Here is a 25,672-nt window from a genome sequence, read left to right on the forward strand (position 1 = left end):
GGCACGAGGGCGCAGGGGCGAAACCGCCCGGGCAGGCGCTGCTTACGAGCGACGCCCTGCCCCGACGGGCCGCGCCGCCGCGGAGAATTCGCGCGCGGCCGCCGGACTGCAGCCTGCCTGGCTCAGTTCTCCGGCGAGTGCCTGAGTCGCCAATGCCGTCGGGACCACATAGATATTGGCTTGTCCGTTCAACACCTGAGCGGCATCGTCGGCGTGCGCCGAGGTGCGCATGCTGGCGAAACGCAGTTCCTTGCCGTCGGCGGTGAGGGACGGGGTGAAGTCCATGCCGGCTGCGTTGATCGGTGACGGCAAGCGCACCGCCGCCGACCAGCCGTCGTTCGTTCGACAGGCGGCGAACAGATCCGCATCGGCGGAGCCGCCGCGCTGGCTCCAGAACACGGCCAGGCCGCCATCCGACGAAAGGGTGAAGTCGCCTTGAATCGCGCCGTCGTTGAACGGGGCACCCAATGGCTGCGGCGCATCGAAGCCACTACCGTTCACGCGCGCTCGGTAGAGCGCCAGTTTCGCCGGCCCGCCCTTGCGCGAGCTGTTGAAGTACAGCCAACCATCGTGCAACTCCGGACCGAGTTCCTCGCCATCGCTGGCCAGCGTAGCGAGGCGTTCGGGCACGCCGAAACTTCCGTCCTCCAGGCCTACGCGCCAGATGTCCAGGCTGGCATTAGGCACCTCGCCGCTGAGCGGACGGTTGGAAACGAAATAGAGCGTTCGACCGTCGGGCGTCAACCAGGGATCGGAGTCGCGGTAGCGCGGGTCGGTGAACGGCGCCTCGGCAGCCTCTCCCCAGCCGCTGCCGTCCCGTCGCGCAAACCAGATCCGACTGTCCTTGAAGTTCGCCGCCGAACGCGCGAACACCATCGCGCGCTGCACGGAATCGGTGCTGAGGTTGTAATCGTTGCGCATGCCCGACAACCAATCCGCACCGAGCAGGCGCGGGGCATCGGCCTGCGGCGAAACCAGCTGACGCTGGCCGCCCAGCGCGGCACCCGGCTTCTGCACGGCCACCGAGGGTTGGGCTGAAGCTGCCGCAGGTTCGGCAGGATTCATCGGCGTGCAGGCCGGCGCCAGCACGCAGAGCGCCATTAGGACCGTATTTCTCATTACATATCCCCTATGGATTTCGCGACAACGGCCTTATCGACGGCGCGCGACTCACTTCGGCTTGCTGTACCACAAGGCATTGACGATGATCCACCGACCGTCGAATTTCCCCATATGGAAATAATCGACGAACCACTGGGTTTCCAGGCGCACCGACGCGGCGTTGCCGACCACGTCGAGCACACGGCAGCTGCGCTTCCACTGTTCCTTCGGCGTCTTCAACCCCCCTTTCTTGGTCAACGCCACCAGCTCTTCCTTGGACATGCGCCGCAAGCCGAGCCGCTCGTAAGGCGTGTCCCCGATCACCGCGCGCTTGGCCAGGTCCGGGTGCAATGCGCGCGCGACGCGATCCGGATCGGCCTCGAGCTGGCCGTCCACATAATCGAAGCAGGTCGCTTCGATAGCCGCGACCGTCGCCGGATCGACGTTCGCCGGGGCGGGCGCCGCTGCGCCTGCCGCCGCCATGATCAAGGAAAATGTCAGCATGGTTGTCTCTGTCGCCGAGTCGGATCGATTCGGCCATTAGGCAGGACCCGAAAGCGGAAGTCTGCCTGCCGTGCGGCAGAGCGTTGCTAAGATGCGACGAGGCGTTGGACCCAAGGGGCCTCCTTCACACTGGGCATCGAGTAATTCATAGTGGCCGCCTGCCACGAAGAATCCCCATATGAGCTCCATCGTCTTGCCCGATTCGATGTCGGCAGCCTCGAAGCGTTTGTTCTGGCCTTTGCAGAGCATCGGCTGGTTCGGCTATTTCATACTCCACTTCACCACCGCGATGGGCGACGGCAAGCCGCTGCACTATGTGTCCGCCTCGCTTTCCGTAGCCGTCTGCGGCTTCGCCGTCACCAGCCTGCTGCGCCTGGGCTATCGGCGCCTGTGGGGCTTGTCGGTGCCGCAGATGACCGCCGCCGCGATCGCGCTGCTCGTGCTCGCCACGCTGGTGCAGATGAAGCTTTACGTGACCATCGCGTTCCGCTATTGCGACAACTGCGAGATCCGCAGCATCTTCGGTTATCTGTGGTACTTCACCTCGACCCTCTACATCCTTCTGTCGTGGAGCGGGCTGTACTTCGGAATCAAGTTCGCGCTGCAGCTGCAACAACAGAAGGAAACCGCATTGCGTGCGCAGAACGCCGCGCACGCGGCGCAGATCAAGATGCTGCGCTACCAGCTCAATCCGCATTTTCTGTTCAATACGCTCAATGCCATCTCCACCCTGGTCCTCGACGACCAGCGGGATACGGCCTATCGCATGGTCGCAAGCCTGTCGGCGTTTCTGCGTCGCTCCCTCGATTCCGATCCCGAGCAGCCGGTCGCGCTGGCGCAAGAGGTCGATGCGCTCGATCTTTACCTGGGCATCGAACAAGTGCGTTTCGGCGATCGCCTGCAGATGGCCGTCGATATCGAACCGGCCGTACGCAATGCGCTGGTGCCGAGCCTGATCCTGCAACCGCTGATCGAGAACGCGATCAAGTACGCGGTATCGAAACGCGAGGAAGGCGGACGTATCGAACTGGTCGCTCGGCTCGACGGCGACATGCTCGACCTGCATCTTCGCGACGACGGCCCCGGCTTCGTCGAGGCCGATCCCATGGCCGGCGGGCATGCCCCCGTCGGGCTGGCCAACACCCGCGAACGCCTGCGCGTGCTGTACGGCGAGCGCCAACGACTGGACATCCGCAACCGCGAACCTCGCGGCGTGGACGTGCATATCCGGCTGCCGTTCGCGACCGCGCAGTAGCCATGAGATGAAGAAGCCCTGACATGAAGAAGATCCGCACCCTGATCGTCGACGATGAAGCCTTGGCGCGGCGGGGGCTGGAGCTGCGGCTGGGCCGCCACGAGGACATCGAGATCGTCGGTGAAGCCGGCAATGGCCGCGAAGCATTCCACGCCATTTCCGCCTTGCGTCCGCAGTTGATGTTCCTGGACGTGCAAATGCCCGGGATCGACGGCTTCGAGCTGTTGCGCATGCTGCCGGCGGCGCAAATCCCGCTGACGGTTTTCGTCACCGCCTACGACCACTACGCCATCGCCGCGTTCGCCGCGAGCGCGCTCGACTACCTGCTCAAGCCGGTCGACGACGCGCGCCTGGACGAATCGGTCGAGCGCGCGCGTTCGCGCCTGGCCGCGCGCAAGACCGAGGATCACTACGAGCGCCTGCTCAAGTTCATCGCAACCCTGCCCGGAACGCATCGATCGAAGGTCGACGGCCTGCTGGGCGACGAGGATCCGCGCGCCGGCTCCAAGCTGACGATCAAGGACGGCCATCGCCTGCTGCGCATCGATGCCGACTCGATCCGCTGGATCGATGCCGCCGGCGACTACATGTGCATCCACGCCAACGACGAAACCCACGTCCTGCGCGGCACGATGCAACAACTGGAGCGCCGCCTCGATCCGCATAAGTTCGCGCGTATCCACCGTTCGGCCATCGTCAACCTGGCGCGCGTCAAGGAAATGCGCCCCCACCTCAATGGCGAGTACTTTCTTCTGCTCGACTCCGGACACGAGCTGAAGCTGTCGCGCAGCTATCGCGACAAACTCAAGCTGCTGACCTGAGCTGGCCCCGCTCCGGTCGGCAGCCTCGCCCCGAATGCAGGCATTCGGGCAACAACGGAAGCGACCGCTCGCTTCCGTCGCCTCGTTCATCAAGCCGGTTCTCGCCGTCGATGAACACCGGCGCGTTTCACTCGGCCTCGGCGGCCTTCGCAAGGGACATGCCTGGAGCCTTCGCCGCAAAGGCCGCGCCGCCGAACGCAAACCAGGCTAGTTTATCTGCGCCCTTATTTGCGCTCGTCATCGACAGCCCCTGCGCGCTCCTGCCGCTGTTGCTGGAGCTTCCGCAACGGCGAAGACGGCGCTCCATTCGGCCCCACCGGGCGCGATTCGTAGTGAGCCTTGAAAATCTCCCGCCCTTGCGCCTCGATCGCGTCCCATTGCTGCGATGACAGGTCGCCGAAGCGAGTCGGGCCATTCGCCCAGAGCGCCTCGAACCCCGTACCGCGGCGGCCCCGGACCAGGTCGCGGGCATAGCCATACGCCAGCTCCTGCACCCGGTCGCGCGGGAATAGTCCGCCGGTCCCGGAATACGCATCGATGTAGATATCCAAAGCGCGGTCCTCGCCGGCGGCCAGGCCTTGAGCCAGCCACTCGTGCGCCAATGTCCGCTGCTGCGCCGCGCGCTCGATGTCGGCGATCAATCCACCCCGGTCGCGACCCGCTTGTTCGGACCAGGTGGCCACATAGGCGAGCCTCGCATCCTTCGCGTCGCCCCGACCTGCCCGCTCCAACCACAGCAACGATTCGTCCAGGGCGGCCTGGCCCACCCGCGAACAGGACTCGTACTGCTCGAGTTCCCTGGTGAATCGATCGTTGACGGTCGTCATGCGCGCTTGTGCATATTCGGCGGCCCCCGAGGACTCCATCTCATCTTCCAGCCGGGCCAGCAGTTTGTCCGGCGTGCCTTCCATCGCCGTCTTGCGGCACTGGTCCGATCGGCTTCCCAAAATATAGGCGGCTTGGACGTCGCCTCGTTCCGCTGCCGCGCGCAGTTCGGCATAGACTTCGTCGAGCGGAGGGAGCCACCACTTACCGGATGGATGCTTGCTCCACATCTGCTCGAGGAAGCGCTTGCTGGCTGCGCGATCCGCGGCCGACTCTTGAGGAAATTGCGACAGGCGTTGCCGAAGCACGGCGGCGGCATCTTGCCCAGCCGGCGCTGCGCGCTTCTCGGAAGTTTTCGCTTCGGCGCTCACGACCTGCGCTGTAACGCCGCCCTGCGTTGACGTGGCTCGGCCCACATAGAACCACGCGGCCAGCCCGCCCAGGGCCAATGCCAACACTCCCAACCCGACCCCTCGTTTCATCGCGGTGCCCTCCTTTGCTGAAATGCCTGCTGGATTTCGAGCGAGCGTCGCTCGGAATCGCGTATCTGCCGGGGGTTCGCATGCTCCAGCAATTGCGATTCCATCATCCTCGCAAGCCCTTGTGGCAGCTGGCTGCCTTCGCCCGTACGTCGATACGCTTTCCAGTACGCGAGCGCGTCGGTCATGTTGCGGCCCAGATACGCGTTATGCCCATGGGACGCGGCCAATGCCAGCAGCGCCTCGGGCTCGCCCGCCTCGAACGCACGGCGCAGGTATCCACGGGCCCGCTCGCGCCGTGCGACCACCTCCGCGGCGTTGTCCAGCAGGTCCGCCTCGGAGGGGAATTCCTCGAACGCGAAAGCGGCATAGTCGACCATCGCTTTCGTATGGCCGCCTTCCGCAGCCAGTTCGAACCAGGCGCGCGCATCGCCCTTGCTTACCGAGGCCGGCAAGTCCCCTACATCGCCGCAGATCGCGTCCATTCTGTCTTTGCCGTACAGCAACGCATCCAGCACGTCCGGATCGTCCATTCTGCGTCCGCCCAAGCGCATGCTGCTGCCGGCCTTGGCGATCGCTTGCGCCAGCATCTCGGTAAAGGCGCCACCGGGAATCGGCTGGTACTCACGACATCGGCTGATGACCTGACCCAAGCGATAGGCGGCCCGCACGTCGCCTGCGCGCGCGCGGACTTCGAGTTCTTGGTGGGTATCGAGAAACGAGCCTTGGGGCAGCGGCGCAGCGGCAGGCACGGAGTTCCGTCCCGGCGCATCGGCCGGTGTCGCTTGCGAGGCCGAGCGGTGCTCGTCGTCCGTCGGCCGGTCGCGCCCCAATCCCCACCAGGCCGCCACCCCGGCCACGAGCGCTACCAAGGCTCCCATCAGGACCTTGCCCCGCCAGCCATCCCTTGCGTGTCGCTCCATACCCACCCAGGCCTCTCGCAATCCGCGGCGTTACCCGCAACCGATGTCGCTTGCCGTACGGTCGTCGCTCGAAGGCGACCGGCGCCATAGCCGACCGAGTTTGCCATACCCACGCGCCGCGATGGCGCGACTGGGTCTATCGCGCGGCACGGGATGAGTCGCTAGCGAGCGGAGGCCGACTCCGCTTATTTCGTTACCACGAAGCTGGTTTGGTCGACCCCCGTGTTGCCGGTCTTCGGATCGTAGGCATAGACGGTGATGCGATAGTTGCCGGGGGCATCGGGCTCCAACAGCGCCCGGAAGGTGTTCATCGTCGCCTGCATCTGCAGCGGTATCGTTTTATAGGGATGGCCATCCTTCTCGACGATCGCAGCCACGTCCATGCTCTTGCCGTCCCAGGTGCCGCCTTCGGTGAGGATGCAGCCGCACATCATGACCACATTCGCCTTGAGCTCGTAGGGCGCCTGGCTGAGCGGCGTGTACAGGTGGGTGCCCGGGCTCAGTATGTCGACGATCATGCCCGGCACCTCGACGATCAAGCCATCGCCCGCGATGGGCTTTCCGGGGACGAGCCAGAGCTGCGTCTGCGATACGGTCCTGGCCTGCTTCTTGATGTAAGGCGCCAGCACTTCCACGGTCGCAAACACCGGCCTGTCGAGTAACAACCTGGCCTTGAATGCGGCGGCGTTCCCCGCTATCGCGCCGTAACGCGTTCGGGGCGTACTCATGATGGCTTCGGTGTCGCCGGTGCCGCCTTCGGTCAAGCCTTCCGCCAGCACTTTGTCGCTGTCCGCGTCCTTGATGCGAACCCAGGCGCCTCCGATCGACGAGCCGATGAACTTTCCGTCCCGGGCCTTCGCCCGAACGACGATGTCGGTTGCCACCGGCTCCGCCTTCGCATCGCCGACAGCAAGCAACACCAGTACTGCCGCATACATCAAGTAACGCATGGCTTTCCTCTGTTGTTATTCAAGCAGTGAAGTCGGGAGCCGCTAGCAACTCCGACCCGAGCCGGGAATGCGAATCGGCGAAGGCTCGGCCGATGCAGTATGAAGCCCTCGCACCGATCGCCGGCCGGGAGGCACTGACACTGCTATCGTTTAGCCCTCAGATCGCGAAGGAACGGGGCCTTAGAAGCATGACGTTAGACGAGTACAACCGACTGAGGGCGCCCTCCGATACCACCCTGCTGTTTTCCTATGGCGCCATCGCCTTCGGGCTCCTCGGCTCCCTTGCGCACTCGACCACGGTCGCCGTCGCTACGATAGCCGCTTCCGTCCTCATCCTGATCGTCTTGGCAGTGCGCACGGTCAAGCGGCTCGACAAAGCCGATCAGTTCCGTTGCCCGTCCTGCGCCAAGATCCCGCATCAGTGGGTGGCGGACAATCCGTCCGACGACCGTGCGTACACCGACTATCAAACCGATTTCTGTCTTCATTGCCGATTCGATCTTCGCCGGCCGGTAGAGCCGAATGGATGACGGCTCCAGCAGGTTCGACCTTCCGGCCTGGGCTATCGGCCGGAAGGTTCCGTAGAAGTCTCAGCTCCGCTCGCTCGCTGCCGCATCGAGTCGACACTCCCCGGAAGCACGCGGACATCGTGCAGTTCCGGGGGTCGGAGGCCCGGAGCATCGGGTAGAGAGCGGCCAGTGGCCGGCCGCTCTCATTGCACGACACAGGTCAGCGCAACCGTTACCGTACTTCCCATCGCCATCGCGCCCAGCACGACACCGGCATCCAGTTGCGCCGGCGTAAGCGTTCCCGAGGGACAAGCCGTGCCGCTGCACGTCGCGGGCGCGGTGCAATCCAGATTGCTGCGATCCGAAGCCAGGTCCCGCAGGTTCGCCCCGGTGACGCCATCCGGGCCGTTGTTGGTGACCACGATCGTGTAGGTGGTGCTCGCACCCCGGCTCAGGCTGTCGTTGGCCAGATCGCTCGGCCCCGAACCCGGCGTATTGGTCTTGGTGATGCTCAGGTCGGCGATCGGATTGCGGGTGTTGACGAAGGTGCACAGCAGGTCGTCGCCGGCGACCGGGGTCAGGCTGAAACTGCCGACGCTGCCGCTCGGTGCCTGCCCTCCGCCGAGCGCGTTGCTGCAGGCGTAGGTAACGGCGTACTTCGCCAGGTCCGCGCCTGCGGCCGCGGCTTCCGCGAACGTGTAACTGGTGCCGATCGCGGCCGGGTCCACCGTCGCCGTTTCGGTCGGTGCGTTGGTCGTGCCGGTGGTGGTGACGGCGCTGCTGCCGATGTTCAGAGTGAACTGGTCGGTGCCCGTAAAGCGGCCCAGCGGCAATTGTTTCTGCAGGCGCAGGCGCGGCGCCTTGCTGTTGCTGAAGGTGCAGGTAAGGGCTTCGCCGCCTCCGGTCGAGCCGCCTGGAATGGTCAAGGTGCTGCCGGTCAACGTGACGGGCACGCCGTTGTTGCTCGCATCCACGCAGGCGACGCCGGTCAGAGTCCAACCCGCCGGCACGGTTTCGGTCAGGCTCGCCGACTGGCCGGGTGTGGACAGCGCGAATACGGCCGAGGTCTGCGGATTGGACGTGGCGGTATTCAGGCTCAAGCTGGCGGGCAGGCCATTGGTGCCGCCGGTGAACGCGAACGTACCGGCGCCGCCGGTGCTCAGCTTGCGGATCGTCACGGTCGACTGCTGGGCGTTGACGAAGTTGCACGAGCCGGTGTCGTCCGGGGTGAAATCCAGGATCGTGACCGCGCGGGTCGCGATGTTGCCGGTGTAGGTGGTGGACGTCATCGACCCGTTGGCGGCGGTCCTGATCTTGGTGCAGGACACGCTGACCAGCACGTACCCGGCCGGCGGCGCGTTCTCGGTGATCGTCACGTCGCGCGAGTTGTTGTTCTGCACCGAAACATCCACATCGACCGAGGCCGTGCTGTTGCTGACCGGCGACAGGGCCGGAGCGGCCGGCGTGATCGAACCGTTGCCGGTCGCGGTGATGCTGTAGCCGAAGGTCGCGCCGACGCCCTGCACTTCCTTGGTCAGCACGATGTGCGGATCGCGGGTGTTGATGAAGGTGCACAAGTAGTTCGCGCCGGCCACCAGGTTGATCGCGGCACTGCCGCCGTTGGCCCCGTAAGTCGGCGTGACGGTGCTGCCGGTGATCCCGCCGGCCTGGTTGATGCAACTGACGTTGGTCAATTCGAAGTCGTTGTTGTTGCCGTCGGTAAAGCTCTCGCCGACGGTGTAGGTGCCTGGCACCAAATTGTTCAGCGCGCTGGTGCCCGGCGAGGGCGTGCTGTTGACGGTGCCGTAGTCGTGGGTCTGGCTGCTGGTGGTGCTGAGGCTGAAGAAGAAACTGTCGTCGTTGGGCAGGCCGGTGCCGGGGCCGTCGCCGCTGAAATTGAAGACAACCGGGCCGCCGACGGTGCCTATGCGGGTCTTCTGGATGCGCAAGGTCGCCAGCTTGGTGTTGGTGAAGGTGCAAGCGATGTTGCTGCCCGCCGCGGTCGCCGCCGCATCGAGCACGATATTGCCGCCCGAGGCGCCATTGATGGTGGGCGTCGCCGTGCCGCCCGCCCCCAAACCCGTGCAACTGATCGCGCTCAGTACGAACCCGGCCGGCGGCGCGGCCTCGGTGATCGTCGTCGCGGCGCCGGCCGTGGTCAGCGTCTGCGTCGCGCCGGCCACGCCCAAGCCTGGACTGGCAGTGACGATGCTGTGGTTCGCCACCCCGTTGCTGCCCGAGAACGCGAACGTGCCGGTGCCGCCGTTGGACACCTTCGTCACCGTCACCCTCGAAAGAGACGCATTGGTCAGCGTGCAGCTGATGTTGTCGGCGGCGCTGGTCGGGTTGACCGTAAACGGCTGGGCGCTGCCGCTCGGCAGCGTCGTGGTCGAGCCGGTGTTGGCGTTGGTGCAGGCGATGCTTTGTGCGTAGTCGGCCAGGTTGGCCGTGCCGGCAGCGATTTCGGTCAGGGTGTAGGCGGTGCCTATGGCGACCGCGGTGGCCCCGGTGGTGCCGGAACCGGCGGTCACCGAGCTGCCGTTGCCCGCGGAGGTATCGTTGCCCGGGGTCGTGAGTACGCTCGCACCGTTCTTGATCTGCACCGTGAATTGGTCGCTGTCGCTCAGGCGATTGCCGCTCAGGCCCTTGGTCAGCGTCACCGTGGGGACGATGGTGTTGAACTCGGAGGTCGCGCCCGAGGTGCAGGCCCCGGTCAGGCATCGTGTCGCCGTCATGCGCAAGGTGGTGGTGCTGACCCCGGCGATCGTGCAGGTGCTTGGGGTAACGGCGCTGGGGCTGGCGACGATGCAACTGCCCAGCCAGATCTGGCCTTCGCCGTAACCGGTCGGGTCCAGGCCGCCGGGATTGTTGTAGAAATCGATGCGATAGCCGCTCGCATTGGCGCTGGTGTCGAGGGTGAAGCCGACCGTATTGCCGGCAATGCTGGTCACCACCGGGAAGTTCTGCAGGCCGTTGGGGCCGGCGTCGCCGTCGCTCGCATCGTTCAAGGTCACGCCGTCGGCATTGAGGTCGATGCCCAGGCCGGCATTGGCGGAAATATTGAGGTTGGCGTAGATCGCATTGTTGGCGGCATTGGCGCCGGAGATCTCGACACCGTCGCCGCCGTTGCCGGTGACGGTGTTGCCGGTGATGGTATTGGCATCGATGGCCAGCACCCCAGGCGAACTCTGGAAGCTGATGCCTGCTCCGCTATTGCCGGTGATCGTGTTGCCCTGGATCAGGTTGTTGCTGAGGGTGCTCAGCCCGACCATCCCGCCGAACCCCTGGAACACGATGCCTGCGCCGGCGCCTCCGGTCAGGCTGTTGTTGGTGATGCTGTTGTTGTCGGTATTGCTGAGGTTGAACTGCGGCACCAGGCGGATGCCGGCGAAATTGGTGCTAGTGATCGTATTGTTGCCGACGGTAACGTTGCCTACGCTGGCCACACCGACGCCGTAGTTCGTGCCGGTGATGATGTTGCCGGTGACCGTGGCGTTGTAGCCGGCGATCGCGGTGCCGTTGAACACGCTGATGCCATAAAAGCCGTTGCTTATGTTATTGCCGGTGATGCTGCAGTTGTCGCTGTTGAAGCAGCGAATGGCATCGGAACTGTCGCTGGGCATGCTGATCGTGTTGTTGTTCAACAAGACGTTAGGCGCATTGCCGATCGTGACTGCCGACTGATTGAAGTTCGCGATCGAGATGCTTTGCAGTTGGCTGTTGATCGCACCGGCACCGCTGAACTGGATGGCCGAATACGCCCCGCCACCGCCGTTCAAGGTGATGCCGCTGCCATTGACCGTGGTGGTATCGGTGATGAGCGGTAGCGCCGAGGCAATGGCGATGCTGCCGCCTGCGCTGAACGCTATGGTGTCGTCCACCGTCGTGGTCAGGTTCGCTGCGGTGATGGCGGCGCGCAGCGAGGTGCAGGTGGATGCGCCCGCCACTACGGCCGTGCACGCGCCGGCGATATCGGTGGACGGCATCGTGACCGTATACGTGGCCGCCAATGCCTGGCCTGCGCCCAGTATCAGCGCCAATCCGGCCGCCCAGGGCGGTAAAGGGAACGCGCGCCGTGTGCGACGCGCCACTGCAACGTCATGCGAACCGGCAGCTTGCGTCCTGCGGCCCGCCGTCGCGACACTTGGGCTTAACGAGCTGGATCGCGTAGACAGCGTCAGCCGCATTACGAATCGGCAACGCAGGATCTCGGACTGGATGGTCGACATAGCCTCCCCCTAAAGCTATCGGGGCTTCCTGCCCGTTCAGACTTGTGCCCGCAGACCTTGCTCAGGTCGCAAAGCAAAACTGCATCGCCCAGCCATCCGTAATCGCGGAGAACTGGGTCACGTCCGGCCGGAGGGGGGCGGCGGACGACAAATCTAGTTTATGTGACTTACGTCACAAAAATCATGCCAGTCGTCGGCAGCGCCTAAGTAATGGCAAATTCGGCTAAGTTCTCCAAAATTTAGCTAAATTCCATTAACAGTCCGCAAAGGTGACCTTTTTGGCCTCATTCTTGGTCACTAATTGCCCTTCCTGGCACACCCTGATGCTGGGCGGCAGAGCGCGTGATGCAGCGTCCATGGGCCTCTCCGCAGGCCGGATCAGCCCGTCCCTATCTGCATGCTTTGTGCCGCTGCCGCCGGGTCCGCCACGGCCATCCCCACCGACACCCGGCCCGGCTCGATAGACCGGCAACCGCGCTATCGGCCGACGATGTCCATTGCGGCTGATGCGCTAAGGCCTCGGCCAGCAGAGCTCGATGCGGGCGGTCGCCGACATCGCATCGCGAAACAGCACGCGGCCGCGGCACCCGCATCGTCGCTGCATGCCGACAGTCGCATCCCGCTCCAGCACCCGCGCCGGACCGCATGCGTGGTCGGGTAGCGCAACGCGATCGCCTGTTCGCTCCCGCGAATGCTTGCGGATCGGACGCGCAGCAACCGAGCGCATCCACCGCCCGCCCCAAGGGCCCGGCGGCCCGCAACGTCGTTCAAGCGCCCCCAGGCGACAGCACGGCCGATCTGCTCGAACTCGCCGGTACCGGCATCTGCGCACCGACTGGCGAAACGCCCTGTGCTAGCGTCGTTTCCAGGGAATTCCGGAGGCCGCCGCCGCTTCCGGGGAGCTCGCGTCATCGCGATGGGCCGTGCTTACAGTCACCGCCCAAACCCAGAGAGGAATCAAGCGAGGCGGCTTTCAATGGAGGAACACCGCATGAAGGGATGGATTGCCAAAGGAGCCGCGCTCGCTCTCTTCGCAGGACTGATCGGCTCGGCTGCGCCCGTGGCAGCGGAACCGACCTACGCCTGCACCGTGGAACGGGAGGGCGAGTTATTCCAGGTGGCGTACGATCATCCGTACGATCCCGGCTCGCTGTATCAGTGCCGCGGCGCCGCATGGCGTTTGATCGGACTGTGCAGCCCTGACCGGGGTTGCCCACCGGCACCGGATCCGGGTGGACCGATCGTGGAGATGTAGGGATTCGCAGCCGCCTACGTACGATGCGATTCCAGGCGGGGCCCTGCACGGGTCCCGTTTTTTCGGTCCGTGGCCGACGTCATTGGGCTGAGCCGACAAGTCATCCGCTCAGGACCGGATGCGAAGTGAGCGCGGCGCCCTGCCGGCAATGTTTCCCAAGCCTCAACAGGAACAGCGCAAAACGCAGGCCGGTGCATTAGGGCCGGCATAGCGGATGATCCAGCCGCGCCGGACAACCTGCTTCTCCGTCAAAGACGGACTTCGACGACTCGCTCGCGACGACTTGATGCACAGCGGCGAGCGCTCGACTCAAGGGATGCGAAGCCGCCCGGAAGCGCTGGGCGGCTTCGCAGTATCGCGAGCGTTACGCGCTACATGATGCAGCCAGCGTAGGCCTTCGATCGGATCGTCATGATGCCCCAGCCCGGATCGCCGCATCCGGCCGGCTGCCGTATGCCGACGACGGTACCGGCTGCGTCGTAGTAGACGACGGAGCAGTAACAGCCGGCGGAAGCGGTTGCCGCGCCGGTACCGGCGGAGACCGCCAACAGGGCTCCCAACACGATCAACTTGATGTTGCGCATCGTCATCCTCTCCTTGGCTTGCGACAGATTGCCGCAGGGGCAAGATACAGCGAGGGCCGCGGTGGGCCGTGTCCGGCATCGCGAATTCGCAACTACAAATCCGACGATTCTTTTCTGAAACATACTGCGGCCGTGCTGTAGAGCGGCGAAATTCCCTGGCACCGCCATCAGGATGGCTACTCGTAACGCCGCCTCCCCAAGATAGCCCCCGGGCCGCAAGCGCCTCGACGACAGCCAGGACGCCAGCGCGGGCACGAACTTCCGCATCGGATGGCGAGAGACCGCGCATCGCTCCTTGGAACAAACGCCCTGGGCCGGCGTGCAAATCGGATAACTTTCGGCGAGGATGGGTACGACCCGCTCAAGGTTGCGCGCGGGGTTCGGCTAAGCCGGCTTCAATGAACTGCACGCCGAAGCAAGGGCGATCATGAACCCGCGACCTGGAGACACCATGCAGATTCATAACTGGCGCGCCATCGTTCTGATGTCGTTGCTGTTCGCCGGACCCGCCTGCGGCACACCGCCCGCCGCGCCATCCCGTGGCGAGCTGAGCTTGGCCGGTTTGAAGCTGGGCGATTCTCTGGCCCTGGTCCGCAAAAAGCTCGGCAAGCCCCAGAGCACGATAGGCGCCTCCGGCGATCATGATTATCAACTGATCTATCGTGGCTTGCGTATCGAGATGATCGAGCCCGGTCGAGTTCTCATGCTGGAATCCACATCGCCGGACTATTGCACGCCTTCGGGCTTGTGCCCGGGCCAGCCACTGGCGGAAGCGCGCAAACGTTGGGGCGAGGGCGAAATCTACCAAGGCGACGACAAAGGCACCTGGCACTATGGCGTCGACGAGGATGCCTGCTTTTTGCAGATCGAACCCGACCCAACGCAACAACTCGTCCACAGCGTGGCCTTCGCCTGCCCGTGAGCAATGCGCCAGCGCGATCGAGTGCCTGGCCCCTGGCATCGCAAGCACATCGACGAATCTATGCCGCTGGCGGAGCCCACGATCGGTCAGGGCGCCTGCGGGAGGAGCCATCGATGCTCAGGTGGAACCTGCGGCCGTCAATGCCGCCACAGCCGCAAGCGCCACCCAGCCGGGATGCCGCCCTTTCGTGCCGACCAGCACCAGGACCGCTCCACCAAGATAGGCGAACACGATCGCGCTGATGGCGAGCTGCGCGGACATGGGATGACCGAGCGCCAACTGCAACAGAACGCCCGCGAACGCCCAGCCGAACAAGGTGGCGAGGTGCCACGTGGCCCAGATGATTCGGACATTGCGCACACGTAGCGGTGGCGCAGGCAGTGCCGGTACCAAAGTGCCGTCGCGGAGATGTCGAAAGATGAGAATCTCGCCCAGCACCGAGTGCACCACGCCGGTTACCGCGGCAAGAATTGCTGCAATCAAGTACGGCACTTGCATACGAGTCATCCTTGAAAGTTAGCGTTCCAACCAGCGCCTGACTCGGAACACCTGAGTCAGGTCGAGCCGGGACGCGCTTCGGCTTGAATGGATTGTCAGGCCTCACGGCCGCTGCGACACGACCCGTAACCCGGAATATTCTGGCCCAGATGGATGTCGCGCGTGATGTGCCAGACGCCTTTGTGGCGCAGCGGCGCGCCGATGCCGGCTCCGCCGCGCTTGGGCCGGCCGGCGACCTCCGCCTTGGCCAGAAGCGGATCGTCCAGAAACATGATGTCATCGATGTAGTAGGTGGCGCAGCCACGCTCGAGCACATGCATATGGATATGCTGTGGAGTGTCCCTGCTTGGATAACTGCCGGGACGGATGGTGTCGAATGCGTAGCGGCCTTGCGCGTCGCTCGATACCCAGGCACGGAGCGCACCATGCCGATGCGATGCGCGAGCGCCCGATGGCTCCGGGTAGATCCCGCCGCTGTTGGTCTGGTAGGCGTAAACAATGACGCCAGGCTGCGGCTTGCCCCCTTGATCGAGCACGCGTCCTGTGACCAGCATCGGCTGGCCCGGTTCCGAAATCGGCGCGATACGAGCGCGTGAACCGAACTGGTCGGGCAAACCGTCGAAGACCGCATCGCAGCCTTCGCAGGGCAGGCCAACGATCGGCTCGCGCGCCTGCGCGAGTGCCGATGCGGCGACAAGGCATAAGAAGACTGTCGGACATAAGCTGCGCATGATGGTCTCCTGCAGGCTACTGCCTGAGTTCAGCCGAGCCGCGAGGCGGCATCGGCTTGGATGAATCGCTAGCGGGAAAACACGCGCCAGTGCAGCACATGCGTCCCCTCCCTTTGCACAGCCACGGCCTCCAGCATGGGCTCATCATGACCAGACGGACAGCCGTAAAGGTCATAGGCGGCGGTGAGGTCCTGCCCGGAGGGAATCCAGGAACGATCGAACGCGGGCTCCGAAAACTCATCAGCTTCCGCCCGTCGACACGGCGCGGGCGGTCGCCACCCGGAGCGTTCCAGGGTGAACGAAAGCGCGCTTTGGTTGGTGTCCACGTCATGGACTTCCTGGAGGTTCCTGGCCGAGGCCGGCACCCACGCAGGAACCCAGCCCCTTCTTACCGCACCGCTCGCTACCGCATCCGAGGTCGCCGGGTAACCGGCATCCATTACCTCATCGGTGCAGCCCGCCAGCAGCATGCTGGCCAAGACCCACATTGCCGGGCGCCAAACGCTTTCCATGCTCGCCAGTTCCGTAATTAAGCCGAGACAGCAAGCGGCTTCGGCTCGAATGAGTAGTTGCGCCCATGCTACTCGACTGAGATCGGGATGGTATCCGCCCGCCCACGACCGGCGAGGCATGGCAGCACCCGATCCAAGTCAGGCCGACGTCCGCCGTTGCCCCGGCGGATACCCGTCGATGGCCGAGTGGAACCGAACCGGAAGCGGCCTGCATCGGGATAAACCATCCGGCGCCTCGGGACATCAAGCCGACAGGGGCTCACCCCTGGGACGACGGGTCGGGGCTCACCTCATCGAGACCGAAAAAAATTTTCGGGCGCGTGTCGTTTTGACCCTTCCCTGTTCGACGTAGTAATGAAAGCCCACCCCGGGCATCAAAGGAGAATGCAATGAAGATCACCATCGAGACCCTCGTGAACGCAAAGCTGGACCAGGTCTGGACCGCCTGGAACACCCCCGAAGACATCAAACAGTGGAATACCGCCCAGGAGGACTGGCACACCACGCGCAGCACCGTCGACCTGCGCGAAGGCGGTCGATTCCTGTCGCGCATGGAAGCCAAGGACGGTAGTTTCGGCTTCGACTTCGAGGGCACCTACACCCGTATCGAGCCTTACCGGACCATCGCCTATCGCATGGACGACGGGCGCGAAGTCCAATCCGAATTCATCGACGGCCCCGACGGCGTCCGGGTGAAGTCCACCTTCGATGCGGAGTCGGAAAACCCGGCCGAGATGCAACGCGCCGGCTGGCAGGCCATCCTCGACAACTTCGGGCGCTACGTCGAAGCGAAGGCTTGAGGCCAGCGTCGTAGTGCAGCACCGCCTCTTCGGGCAGGCAATCCGAAGAACGGCGCCATGACAGCCGTAGCCGCCGAACTTCCGCGGCTACGCAATCGTGCTGATGGAACCAGCGCGGCGTCGGCAGCGACACCGCCTGGCCGCCGCTGATGCACTCGCCGTAGTGGACGCGCTCGCGAGCTTCAACGCAGCGGCTCAATCAACTCGCTCGTGAGTTCGCACCCTGAGCTCGCACATAGCAGGAGGGCGTCCTGTGCGCCCTCCCATCCATGATTCATCCTGGGCCGATCGCGGACGGGAGTTCCCCATGCCTACGAGAGAAGAACTGATCGAGCATCTTTGGCGGGAGATCATCAATCCGCGGGGAGATCCCTCCAGGCTCGACACCATCATCGCCAACTGCAGGCGTCGCCCCGATAGCAGCTTCGGCGAGGTCGGCCCGGCCATCGAGCGGGCGCTGGCGGCCGGCGTTTCGGCCGCCGACCTGTGCCTGCTCTATCGCAGCGCCACCTACGAGGCGGTTTTCGGAACGCTGTACGCCATCGGCGATCCGGGCGTGGATGACAACGACGTGCTTGGGCTATACGAAGACCTGAGCTCTGCGCCGAATGCCCGATGGTAGTCGAGGCGTGGCCTGAATCGGGCTGATCCGCCCGCACTCGACGAGGCTCATAGATCGCTGCGCAAGTCGGGCGACGAAGCCGGCTCGCGCATTCCGGCATACGGGCTCATCGCCCGGATGCGGCGCTTGCGCGCTCGGGTGGAACCTCATCAGAGGCTTCCGCTCGGTTATGAATATCCGCGCACTTCCAAGCCGAGGACAAGCTGAAGCACAATGGGCCGCTATTCGAAGGCCGCCGGCCGTCGATCCCGGATCGCCGGCCGACCGTCAGCCGATCGCCGGCCGGAACCTGCCGCCCCGCGAGCGGCGACTAGGGTTCCGGCGATGACGTCGGCCATCCCTCCAAGCTTCCGCCTCGGAAAACGACGATGCCCTACCGACCGAACGTTCTGTGCCTCGGATTGACCCTCGCATTGGCCGCCAGCCTTACCGCATGCAAACCGGCCCCGACCGACACCACTTCCGCTCCTGCCCCGGCAAAGACCGCGGCCGCGGCGGCGAAATCCGGCATCGACCTGACCGGCCTGGACAAGGCGGTGAAGCCGGGCGACGACTTCGACGCGTTCGCCAACGGCGGTTGGCGCAAGACCTTCGAGATCCCCGCGGACCGCTCCAACTACGGCGCGTTCACCGTGCTGCTGGAGACCGCCGAACGACGCAACGCCGCGCTGATCGCAGAACTGGCCGCCGCCAAACCGGCACCCGGCAGCGACGCGCGCCGCATCGCCGATTTCCACGCCGCCTATCTGGACGAAGCCGGCATCGAGAAGCGCGGCCTGCAGGCGCTGCAACCGCAGTTGGATGCGGTAGCGGCGATCGCCTCGCGCGGCGACCTGTCTCGCGTGCTCGGCGCCAGCGTGCGTGCCGATACCGACCCGCTCAACGCCACCAACTTCCACACCGCCAATCTGTTCGGCGTGTTCGTCGCCCAGGGCCTGCAGGAGCGGGCTTATGTCGCCACCCTGATGCAGGGCGGCCTGGGCATGCCCGACCGCGAGTATTACCTGTCTGCCGACAAAGAGATGGCAGACGCACGCAAAGCCTACGAAACCTACGTGGCCGCGCTGCTGAAGCAGGCGGGCATCGCCGATGCCGAGACCAAGGCGAAGTCGATCCTCGCACTGGAGACGAAGATCGCGAAGGCGCATGCGCCGCTGATCGATTCGCAGAACGTGCACAAGGCCAATAATCCCTGGGAAACCGTGGCCTTCGCGCAACGCGCCCCGGGCATGGACTGGAACGCGTTCTTCGCCGCGGCCGGCTTGGATGCGCAGCCGAAGATCGTGGTCTGGCAGCCGGGCGCGATCGCCGGCATCGCCGCCCTGGTGGGCAGCGAACCCTTGCCGGCATGGAAGGACTACCTCGCTTTCCACGCCCTGAATCATGCCGCCTGGAACGAGGCCCTGCGCGGCCCCGGCGAGCTGCCCAAGGCTTACATCGACCTCGCCTTCGGCTTCCACGGCACCACCCTCGCGGGCACGCCGCAGGCGCGCGCGCGCGGCAAGCGCGCGCTCGACGCGACCAGCCACTCGCTCGGCGACGCGGTAGGCAAGCTGTACGCCGAGAAATACTTCCCGGCCTCGTCGAAGGCGAAGGTCGAGGAAATGGTGAACAACATCCTCGCCGCATTCGACGAACGGGTAGACTCGCTCGCCTGGATGACGCCGCAGACCAAGGCCAAGGCCCGCGAGAAGGCGAAGTCGATGCGCGTCAGCGTCGGCTACCCGGAGCGCTGGCGCGACTACGCCAAGCTCGAGGTCCGCGCCGACGATGCCCTGGGCAACCGCCTGCGCGCGGAGCTGCACGAGTATCGACACCAACTCGGCAAGCTCGGCCAACCGGTCGACAGCGGCGAATGGTGGATGACGCCGCAGACGGTCAACGCAGTGCAGTTGCCGCTGCAGAACGCGATGAACTTCCCCGCGGCGATCCTCGACAAGCCGTTCTTCGATCCCGAGGCCGACCCGGCCGCGAACTACGGCTCGATCGGCGCGGTCATCGGCCACGAGATCAGCCACGGCTTCGACGACACCGGCGCGGAATTCGACGCCCAGGGCCGCCTGGCCAACTGGTGGACCCCGTCGGACACGCAACATTTCCAGGAAGCGACCAAGAAGCTTGCCGCCCAGTACAGCGCCTATGAGCCGCTGCCCGGCCTACACGTCAACGGCAAGCAGACCTCCGGCGAAAACATCGCCGACGTGTCGGGCCTGACCATCGCCTACATGGCCTACCGCAAATCGCTCGGCGACAAGCCCGCGCCGGTGATCGACGGCCTGAGCGGCGACCAGCGCTTCTTCCTTGCCTACGCCCAGACCTGGCGCGGCAAGATCCGCGACGCCGCGTTGCGCCAGCGCCTGCTCACCGACGGCCACGCGCCGGCGGCACAGCGCGCACAGACCGTGCGCAATATCGACGCGTGGTACGACGCCTGGGGCGCAAAGCCGGGCGAGCAGCTGTACCTGGCGCCGGCCGAGCGCATCAAGATCTGGTAACCGGCGCCATGCCGCCTTCGTGTACTTCCGGACTTAGCGAGTACACGAAGGCCGCCGATCTCGACGCGGCCGGTTCAGCCGGCCGCTGGTGAAGTCTTCCGCACAGCCCGGGCTGTGCGGGACTCGATGGCGAAGACTTCGCTTCGCGTTTCGCGCGCAGGGCATAGAGAAGATGCCGATGGACCGGCCTGCCATCGCTATCCAATGCAAGCGCTCGCACCACCAACTCCGGCAATGGCCAAAGCGAGATGGCTGACCCGAGTAATGCCAAGGCGCGATTGCACGTTGCGCCGCCCTTCAAACCGTACGCGGCCGACCGAGCGACGCTTCACGACCCGACAGCTCATAAGGCCCGCATGAAGTTTCCGACGAGCGGCGCCTTTCGTGCCATTCGACGCATTTGCAAAGGCAATTTCGCGTTCGCGGAATTCGCGATATGCGCTCGCACAGCTCGCACAGCTCGCATGCGACCGTATCGGTTGTTCCATGCCCCCTCGTGGTTCCGATCAGGCGAACACCGAGGATCTCGCGGCGGATGGACAGGCCGTAGCCTTGATCCCGATCGGCGTCGAAACCTGCGCACCCTCTCCATCAGCCCCTCATCGGCCGGATTGCCTGTGCCGCACCGGCCCGGGCGACTAGCCGTCTGGTCTCGCCGACCATCCGCATGGCGCCGCTTCGATCCAACGCCACCGCAGGCAGCTTCCCGAGTCGCGACGAACAACCAGAAAACGCCTTGAAATCAAGGCCTGTTCGTGCTTTTAACCTTGACATCGGCTCGAACCACCCCGCAATCTGGCGACGGCGATGCGAGCCCGGGATGGCTCACTCGAACTAGCGAACAGACGACGTGGAGCGGGTCGCCCGCGTTGCCTTGGAAGGTTGAATGCGACGGTTCCTGCTCGGTCCGATCATCGCGCTGTGCATGGCAGGGGCAATGCCCGGCCTGGGCCTGGCATCGAACGGCGCACAGCTCCCTCCGGTCAAGATGGTGTCGGCCGGCGAGCCGGAATTCGAGTACTTCGACCGTACCCACGGCCTGCAGAGCACGCAGCTGTTCGACATACGCAGCGATCCGCACGGCTTCATCTGGCTCGGAGGCGATCGCGGCATTCATCGCTTCGACGGTCACACCTTCTTCGATCTCGATCGCGACCCCACTCGTCCGGACACTCTCGAGAGTCGCTTCAACTACCTGCTGGCGCCCTCCAGGGACGCGGTGTGGATCGTTGCGCCCAACACCACGCTGCAGGTTCTCGATGCGAGCACCGGCAAGCTGACCAAGCTCGCCGTGCGCGGCGCCCGGCTGAACGACATCGAATGGCTGGAAGCCGACGCGCAAGGCCGATTCTGGTACCTCAACCCGGACGGAGTGGTGCGCGTGGAGCGGACCGGCGTCGCCACGCGCATCGGGCCACCCGGCTTGGCGATGGCGCTCAATCCCGACCGATCGCGAGCGTTCGTGATCTACCCCGAGCGCGCGATCGCGATCGACACCGCGGCCCCTTCGAAGATCGCGCAGTCGCTCGCGCTGCCCGAACAGTTTCAGGGCCCGGTCAATGCGATGACCGCCGACGCGGACGGCCTGTGGGTCGCGGTCGACCGCGGCATCTGGCGCATCCACTGGGCATCGGGCTCCGCGCAGTTCGTGCAGATGCCGGTGCCGATGTCCCTCACCACGGGGCTGGTCCGCGCGAACGACGGCGCACTCTGGTTCGGCGGCTACGACAGCGGACTGTATCGCTACGATCCGGCGCGAGGCACCCTGTCGGTCGCGCGCCACGACCCGAACGACCTGCGCAGTCTGCGTCCGGGCTCGATCACCGGAATCACCCTGGATCGAAGCAACAACCTGTGGGTCGCGATGGGCGGCGCCGGGCTGGCGCGCCTGCGTCTGAGCCAGACGCCCCCCGCCCACTACCGCATCAAGGGCGGTCTGAAGATCTGCTCGCTGGGCGAGATCGACCGGCGCAGATTGGTCATGGGGCTTTGCCCGGGAGGCATCGTCGAGGTAGACCGGCAAACCGGAGAGCAACGGCCGCTGACGGCTTCGACCCCGTTGCCGGAGCGGTCGCGCGCCATCATCGGCGACAACGAAGGCGGCTTGTGGATCAGCAGCCTTCGCGAAGGCTTGCTCCATTGGCGCCCCGATGGATCCACCAGCCGCTACTTCCTCAAGGGCAGGGAAAACCGGCATTTATTCATCAGCGGCATCTATATCGACGACCGCAAACGTGTCTGGGTTTCGCATCTGCGCGGGCTCGCGCTGCTCGATCGCGAAGCGCAAGAGCTGCGCAGTGTCGGAGGCGACCGGTTCTACATCGTCAACGACGTTTCCGGAGGGCCGAACGGGTCGCTCTGGCTCGGCACCGTCAACGGCCTGGTCAACTTCCAGCCCGATACGGGTCGGATGCGCCGCTTCGAGCACAAGCCCAACGATCCCAGCACGCTGTCGGACAACGATGTGGTGCAGGCCTACACCGACAAGGACGGCCGCTTGTGGGTCGCGACTCGCGCGGGCCTGAATCGGCTGATCACCGGCCCCGACGGTCGCCCGGCGTTCAAGCGTTACGGCCTCGCCGAAGGGCTGCCCGACATCACCGCCTCGGCGGTCGCCAACGACGCTCAAGGCGGGCTATGGGTCGGCACCTATCGCGGCATCGCGCGCTGGGACCCGAAGGCCGATCGGTTTCAGAGTTACCTGCCCGCGGACGGCATTCCCGACAGCGACATCTATCCCAAGGCGATGCTGCGCAGCGTGGATGGGAGCCTGTACCTGGGCACCTGGACGGGCCTGTGGCGGATCGATCCGCAGACGATACGCCTTGCGGCCCCGGTGCCGGTCGTGCTGAGCAGCTACGAGGTCGGCGGGCGTTCCACCATCAACCTTCAGGGCAAGGGCTTGTCGCCGATCAAGGCCCAGTACAGCGACAGCCACGTGGCCTTCCGCATCGCTGTGCTCGGCGACGCGCGTCGCCTGTCTTATCGCCTCGACGGCCTCGAAGACGGCTGGCACGACATGCCCAGCGACCTCAGGGTCAGCTTTTACCGGCTGCCGCCGGGCCACTATTCGCTGCAAATCCGCCAGTTGCAACGAGACGGCCGCTGGGGTCGCCCCGAACTCTCGCTGCCGATCGAAATCACGCCGCCGCTTTGGCGCACGGCCTGGGCCTACCTGCTCTATTCCATCGCGGCCATCGCATTGCTGGTCGGCATCGGGCGTGCGTTCGTCGCTTGGCGGCACCGCGCCTTGCGCGAGCAGCTCAAGGAAAGCAATGCTCGTCTGTCCGTCGCCCTGCATGCAGCCGGTTTTGGGACCTGGGCCTGGGACGTAACCACGGACGACGCCGAGCTCGATGTGCACGCGTCGAAGATCCTGGGCGTCCCGGCCGGCGCCCAATCCGCCGAGACCGTGCTTGCGCGCTTACATCCGGACGATTTGAATCACGTCCGCGATGTCATCGCCGGCGCATTGCGCGACGATGCCCCCGTCGCTTTCGAATTCCGTCTGGCCGATACCGATGACGAGCACCAATGGCGCTGGATAGAAGGCCATGCCGTCCCCTACCGGCGGCCCGGGAAATCCGCGTATGTGATCGGCGTGAACCGCGACGCGACACAACGAAAGCGCGAGCTGATCGAGCTGGAGCAGTCCAGGCACGACGCCCAACTCGCGACCGAGGCGAAGGGCCGCTTCCTGGCGATGATGAGCCACGAGATCCGCACGCCCATTAACGGCGTGATCGGCATGGTCGAGCTGTTGTTCGAAACCCCGTTGAACCAGGAGCAACAGCAGTTGCTTGGGGTCTGCAAGGATTCCGCCTATGTGCTGCTGACCATCATCAACGACATCCTCGACTTTTCGAAGATCGAAGCCCACAAACTCAAGCTCGATTACACTCCGTTGTCGTTGCGCCGCCTGACCGAATCCGTGGCCGAATCGCTGCGCGGCCAGGCCGCCCAGAAAGGCACCGATCTCGATGTGTTCGTCGCCGCGGACGTGCCGCGCCGAGTGCTTGGCGACCGCGTACGCGTCCGTCAAATCCTCACCAACTTGATCGGCAACGCGGTCAAGTTCACCGAGACGGGAGGCGTGCGGGTGTATGTGAGCGCCTCGCACGCCGGCAACGGAAACGGTGGGCACTACCTGATCCGCTTCGACATCATCGACACCGGTATCGGCATGGACCGCCGCACGCTGGACAGTTTGTTCCAGCCCTTCCAGCAAGCCGACGCAAGCACGACCCGCCACTTCGGCGGCACCGGCCTGGGCCTGACGATCGTGCAACACCTGGCGACCCTGATGGGCGGCAGGATCGAATGCGACAGCGCGGTCGCGTCGGGCAGCCGTTTCAGCGCCATCATTCCGATGGAAGCGATGGCGCACCTCGAAGCCAAGGAACACGTGTTGCCTGATGTACATGCGCTCGCGCTATGCGAATCGGCCGAGCGAGCCATGTTGCTGGCAAATCTGTGCGCCGATATCGGCGTGCGGATCGACGTCATCGCTTCGCTCGGCGAGCTGCTTGGCCGGATCGATCTGGCCGAGACCGCCGGGGACGAACCCTCTCGACGTCGCCTGATCCTGCTCGACAAAGGCTACGCCGAAGACCTCGACACGCTGCTGCGCCCGCTGCGTCAGCAGTCCTCGGCGGCGCGCCTGCCGCTCATCGTGGTGCGGGCCGATTTCCAACGAAAGACACCCATCGACGAGCCCGGGATTACCGTGGTTACCGGCAGTCCGCTGACCAGCGGCGCGTTGTTGCGCGGCATGCAGGAGGCGCTGGGTCTGGCCAGCCCGATCGTGCCTGCCGTCGCGGCCGAGCCCAGCGCGGACATGGCAATACCCGGCAGCGACCACGCCGAAGCGCAGATCCTCCTTGCCGAGGACAATGCCACCAACCGCGACGTGATCACCCGTCAGCTGCAGCGCCTCGGCTATGGCTGCGATGTGGCGATCGACGGCGAACAGGCCTGGGAACTCCTGCAGGCCCAGCCCGAGCGTTATCGCCTGTTGCTGACCGACTGCCACATGCCGCGCCTGGACGGCTATGCCCTGACCGAACGCATTCGCCACGCCGAAGCCACCGGCGGACGCCCGCCTTTGAACATCGTTGCGATCACCGCGAACGCCCTGCTGGGCGAGGGCGAACGCTGTCTGGCCCTGGGCATGAATGCCTACCTCGCCAAACCGCTGCAGATGCCGGACCTGAAACGGATACTCGAACGCATGCTGCCCAAAGTCGTGCCGCCCCTACCGGCGGATGAACCATCCCGACCGGCCACGACCGGGGCGGACTTCGCCGCACTCGCACAGCTCGTCGGCAACGACGAGGCGAAGCTCCAGCGCCTCCTCGGGGTTTTCGCCGACAGCACGCTGGCGGATCTCGAGCACTGGCACCGCGCCCGCGATAGCGACGATCGCGACACCCTGCGCAAACTCGCGCACAAGCTGAAGTCGGGATACCGGCAACTCGGCGAGGATACGGCGGCCTCGGCCTTGGAAGCGCTGGAACAGCATTCGGGCACCGTCACCGAGTTCCACGCTCGGGCCGATTACGCGCTGCTCGAAATGCAACGCACCCTGGAGCGCGTGCAGGCGTACCGAAATCGCGCGGCGGCAGAGTAGTTCTTATCCGATGCCTGGCTCCATGCCA

The 25,672-nt window shown here is 65.1% G+C and carries 20 protein-coding genes; 9 read left to right on the forward strand and 11 right to left on the reverse strand.

Annotated elements, in window-relative coordinates; genetic code table 11:
• Window positions 1-42 precede the first annotated feature (42 nt).
• Window positions 43-1,119: a hypothetical protein gene (locus tag LC490_RS16260; RefSeq protein WP_223620858.1), complete on the reverse strand. Its 1,077-nt coding sequence runs from the start codon at window positions 1,117-1,119 to the stop codon at window positions 43-45.
• 51 nt (window positions 1,120-1,170) lie between these two features.
• Complete coding sequence (locus LC490_RS16265; protein ID WP_223620859.1) at window positions 1,171-1,605, reverse strand: nuclear transport factor 2 family protein; 435 nt, start codon at window positions 1,603-1,605, stop codon at window positions 1,171-1,173.
• A 178-nt stretch (window positions 1,606-1,783) separates the two neighbouring features.
• Here LC490_RS16265 and LC490_RS16270 point away from each other — a divergent pair, with 178 nt between their 5' ends.
• Together LC490_RS16270 and LC490_RS16275 are read left to right on the forward strand one after the other, a co-directional pair.
• The gene (locus LC490_RS16270; protein WP_223620860.1) at window positions 1,784-2,860 is read left to right on the forward strand and encodes a histidine kinase; all 1,077 of its coding nucleotides are present in this window, start codon (window positions 1,784-1,786) and stop codon (window positions 2,858-2,860) included.
• 23 nt (window positions 2,861-2,883) lie between these two features.
• Window positions 2,884-3,681: a LytTR family DNA-binding domain-containing protein gene (locus LC490_RS16275; protein WP_223620861.1), complete on the forward strand. Its 798-nt coding sequence runs from the start codon at window positions 2,884-2,886 to the stop codon at window positions 3,679-3,681.
• A gap of 224 nt (window positions 3,682-3,905) precedes the next feature.
• Here the strand turns inward: LC490_RS16275 and LC490_RS16280 are convergent, their stop codons facing one another.
• From LC490_RS16280 to LC490_RS16290, 3 genes are all read right to left on the reverse strand, one after another.
• Window positions 3,906-4,988 carry a hypothetical protein gene (locus LC490_RS16280; RefSeq protein WP_223620862.1) on the reverse strand — a complete coding sequence of 361 codons (1,083 nt, stop codon included), beginning with the start codon at window positions 4,986-4,988 and terminating at the stop codon, window positions 3,906-3,908.
• Window positions 4,985-5,866 (reverse strand): hypothetical protein, encoded by an 882-nt coding sequence (locus tag LC490_RS16285; RefSeq protein WP_223620863.1) that lies wholly within the window; start codon window positions 5,864-5,866, stop codon window positions 4,985-4,987. The genes LC490_RS16280 and LC490_RS16285 overlap by 4 nt, the downstream gene beginning before the upstream one ends.
• A 227-nt stretch (window positions 5,867-6,093) precedes the next feature.
• Complete coding sequence (locus tag LC490_RS16290; protein WP_223620864.1) at window positions 6,094-6,858, reverse strand: hypothetical protein; 765 nt, start codon at window positions 6,856-6,858, stop codon at window positions 6,094-6,096.
• 92 nt (window positions 6,859-6,950) lie between these two features.
• Here LC490_RS16290 and LC490_RS16295 point away from each other — a divergent pair, with 92 nt between their 5' ends.
• On the forward strand, window positions 6,951-7,388 hold the full coding sequence (locus LC490_RS16295) for a hypothetical protein (protein WP_223620865.1): 438 nt from the start codon (window positions 6,951-6,953) through the stop codon (window positions 7,386-7,388).
• 182 nt (window positions 7,389-7,570) lie between these two features.
• On the opposite strand, the gene LC490_RS16300 is transcribed toward LC490_RS16295, so the two are convergent.
• Complete coding sequence (locus LC490_RS16300; RefSeq protein WP_223620866.1) at window positions 7,571-11,353, reverse strand: right-handed parallel beta-helix repeat-containing protein; 3,783 nt, start codon at window positions 11,351-11,353, stop codon at window positions 7,571-7,573.
• Window positions 11,354-12,587: 1,234 nt separating this feature from the next.
• Between LC490_RS16300 and LC490_RS16305 the strand changes: the two genes are divergently transcribed.
• Window positions 12,588-12,851, forward strand: a complete 264-nt coding sequence (locus LC490_RS16305; protein ID WP_223620867.1) for a hypothetical protein — start codon at window positions 12,588-12,590, stop codon at window positions 12,849-12,851.
• A 371-nt stretch (window positions 12,852-13,222) separates the two neighbouring features.
• Here the strand turns inward: LC490_RS16305 and LC490_RS16310 are convergent, their stop codons facing one another.
• Window positions 13,223-13,435: a DUF6289 family protein gene (locus LC490_RS16310; RefSeq protein ID WP_057916470.1), complete on the reverse strand. Its 213-nt coding sequence runs from the start codon at window positions 13,433-13,435 to the stop codon at window positions 13,223-13,225.
• Window positions 13,436-13,886: 451 nt separating this feature from the next.
• Between LC490_RS16310 and LC490_RS16315 the strand changes: the two genes are divergently transcribed.
• A complete protein-coding gene (locus tag LC490_RS16315) occupies window positions 13,887-14,357 on the forward strand; it encodes a hypothetical protein (protein ID WP_223620868.1) in 471 nt (156 codons plus the stop codon).
• 117 nt (window positions 14,358-14,474) lie between these two features.
• Here LC490_RS16315 and LC490_RS16320 read toward each other — a convergent pair whose 3' ends face one another.
• The 3 genes from LC490_RS16320 to LC490_RS16330 all read right to left on the reverse strand — a co-directional run bounded on the left by LC490_RS16320 (window position 14,475) and on the right by LC490_RS16330 (window position 16,098).
• On the reverse strand, window positions 14,475-14,855 hold the full coding sequence (locus LC490_RS16320) for a hypothetical protein (RefSeq protein ID WP_223620869.1): 381 nt from the start codon (window positions 14,853-14,855) through the stop codon (window positions 14,475-14,477).
• Window positions 14,856-14,950: 95 nt separating this feature from the next.
• Window positions 14,951-15,586: a hypothetical protein gene (locus LC490_RS16325; RefSeq protein ID WP_223620870.1), complete on the reverse strand. Its 636-nt coding sequence runs from the start codon at window positions 15,584-15,586 to the stop codon at window positions 14,951-14,953.
• Between the two features lie 68 nt (window positions 15,587-15,654).
• Complete coding sequence (locus tag LC490_RS16330; RefSeq protein ID WP_223620871.1) at window positions 15,655-16,098, reverse strand: hypothetical protein; 444 nt, start codon at window positions 16,096-16,098, stop codon at window positions 15,655-15,657.
• 389 nt (window positions 16,099-16,487) lie between these two features.
• Here LC490_RS16330 and LC490_RS16335 point away from each other — a divergent pair, with 389 nt between their 5' ends.
• The 3 genes from LC490_RS16335 (at window position 16,488) to LC490_RS16345 (ending at window position 20,015) form a co-directional block, all read left to right on the forward strand.
• Entirely contained in the window at window positions 16,488-16,898 is a 411-nt protein-coding gene (locus tag LC490_RS16335) for an SRPBCC family protein (protein WP_223620872.1), read from the forward strand.
• 253 nt (window positions 16,899-17,151) lie between these two features.
• Window positions 17,152-17,520: a hypothetical protein gene (locus LC490_RS16340; protein WP_223620873.1), complete on the forward strand. Its 369-nt coding sequence runs from the start codon at window positions 17,152-17,154 to the stop codon at window positions 17,518-17,520.
• A gap of 368 nt (window positions 17,521-17,888) precedes the next feature.
• The gene (locus LC490_RS16345; protein WP_223620874.1) at window positions 17,889-20,015 is read left to right on the forward strand and encodes a M13 family metallopeptidase; all 2,127 of its coding nucleotides are present in this window, start codon (window positions 17,889-17,891) and stop codon (window positions 20,013-20,015) included.
• Between the two features lie 742 nt (window positions 20,016-20,757).
• Here the strand turns inward: LC490_RS16345 and LC490_RS16350 are convergent.
• A complete protein-coding gene (locus LC490_RS16350; RefSeq protein ID WP_223620875.1) occupies window positions 20,758-21,357 on the reverse strand; it encodes a hypothetical protein in 600 nt (199 codons plus the stop codon).
• Here LC490_RS16350 and LC490_RS16355 point away from each other — a divergent pair.
• Complete coding sequence (locus LC490_RS16355; protein ID WP_223620876.1) at window positions 21,307-25,644, forward strand: ATP-binding protein; 4,338 nt, start codon at window positions 21,307-21,309, stop codon at window positions 25,642-25,644. The two genes, LC490_RS16350 and LC490_RS16355, sit on opposite strands and share 51 nt — an antisense overlap.
• The last annotated feature ends 28 nt before the right edge of the window (window positions 25,645-25,672 follow it).

Source organism: Lysobacter sp. ESA13C (genome assembly GCF_019970005.1).
Lineage (GTDB): Bacteria > Pseudomonadota > Gammaproteobacteria > Xanthomonadales > Xanthomonadaceae > Lysobacter > Lysobacter antibioticus_B.

What these genes read in the sequence shown, in the direction of transcription:
- LC490_RS16345 (WP_223620874.1), top strand. Translation starts at nt 17,889, where the DNA reads ATGCCCTACCGACCGAACGTTCTGTGCCTCGGATTGACCCTCGCATTG.
- LC490_RS16315 (WP_223620868.1), top strand. Translation starts at nt 13,887, where the DNA reads ATGCAGATTCATAACTGGCGCGCCATCGTTCTGATGTCGTTGCTGTTC.
- LC490_RS16285 (WP_223620863.1), bottom strand. Translation starts at nt 5,866, where the DNA reads ATGGGAGCCTTGGTAGCGCTCGTGGCCGGGGTGGCGGCCTGGTGGGGA.
- LC490_RS16305 (WP_223620867.1), top strand. Translation starts at nt 12,588, where the DNA reads ATGAAGGGATGGATTGCCAAAGGAGCCGCGCTCGCTCTCTTCGCAGGA.
- LC490_RS16260 (WP_223620858.1), bottom strand. Translation starts at nt 1,119, where the DNA reads ATGAGAAATACGGTCCTAATGGCGCTCTGCGTGCTGGCGCCGGCCTGC.
- LC490_RS16270 (WP_223620860.1), top strand. Translation starts at nt 1,784, where the DNA reads ATGAGCTCCATCGTCTTGCCCGATTCGATGTCGGCAGCCTCGAAGCGT.
- LC490_RS16280 (WP_223620862.1), bottom strand. Translation starts at nt 4,988, where the DNA reads ATGAAACGAGGGGTCGGGTTGGGAGTGTTGGCATTGGCCCTGGGCGGG.
- LC490_RS16290 (WP_223620864.1), bottom strand. Translation starts at nt 6,858, where the DNA reads ATGCGTTACTTGATGTATGCGGCAGTACTGGTGTTGCTTGCTGTCGGC.
- LC490_RS16310 (WP_057916470.1), bottom strand. Translation starts at nt 13,435, where the DNA reads ATGCGCAACATCAAGTTGATCGTGTTGGGAGCCCTGTTGGCGGTCTCC.
- LC490_RS16335 (WP_223620872.1), top strand. Translation starts at nt 16,488, where the DNA reads ATGAAGATCACCATCGAGACCCTCGTGAACGCAAAGCTGGACCAGGTC.
- LC490_RS16265 (WP_223620859.1), bottom strand. Translation starts at nt 1,605, where the DNA reads ATGCTGACATTTTCCTTGATCATGGCGGCGGCAGGCGCAGCGGCGCCC.
- LC490_RS16320 (WP_223620869.1), bottom strand. Translation starts at nt 14,855, where the DNA reads ATGCAAGTGCCGTACTTGATTGCAGCAATTCTTGCCGCGGTAACCGGC.
- LC490_RS16330 (WP_223620871.1), bottom strand. Translation starts at nt 16,098, where the DNA reads ATGGAAAGCGTTTGGCGCCCGGCAATGTGGGTCTTGGCCAGCATGCTG.
- LC490_RS16295 (WP_223620865.1), top strand. Translation starts at nt 6,951, where the DNA reads ATGCAGTATGAAGCCCTCGCACCGATCGCCGGCCGGGAGGCACTGACA.
- LC490_RS16300 (WP_223620866.1), bottom strand. Translation starts at nt 11,353, where the DNA reads ATGCCGTCCACCGATATCGCCGGCGCGTGCACGGCCGTAGTGGCGGGC.
- LC490_RS16325 (WP_223620870.1), bottom strand. Translation starts at nt 15,586, where the DNA reads ATGCGCAGCTTATGTCCGACAGTCTTCTTATGCCTTGTCGCCGCATCG.
- LC490_RS16275 (WP_223620861.1), top strand. Translation starts at nt 2,884, where the DNA reads ATGAAGAAGATCCGCACCCTGATCGTCGACGATGAAGCCTTGGCGCGG.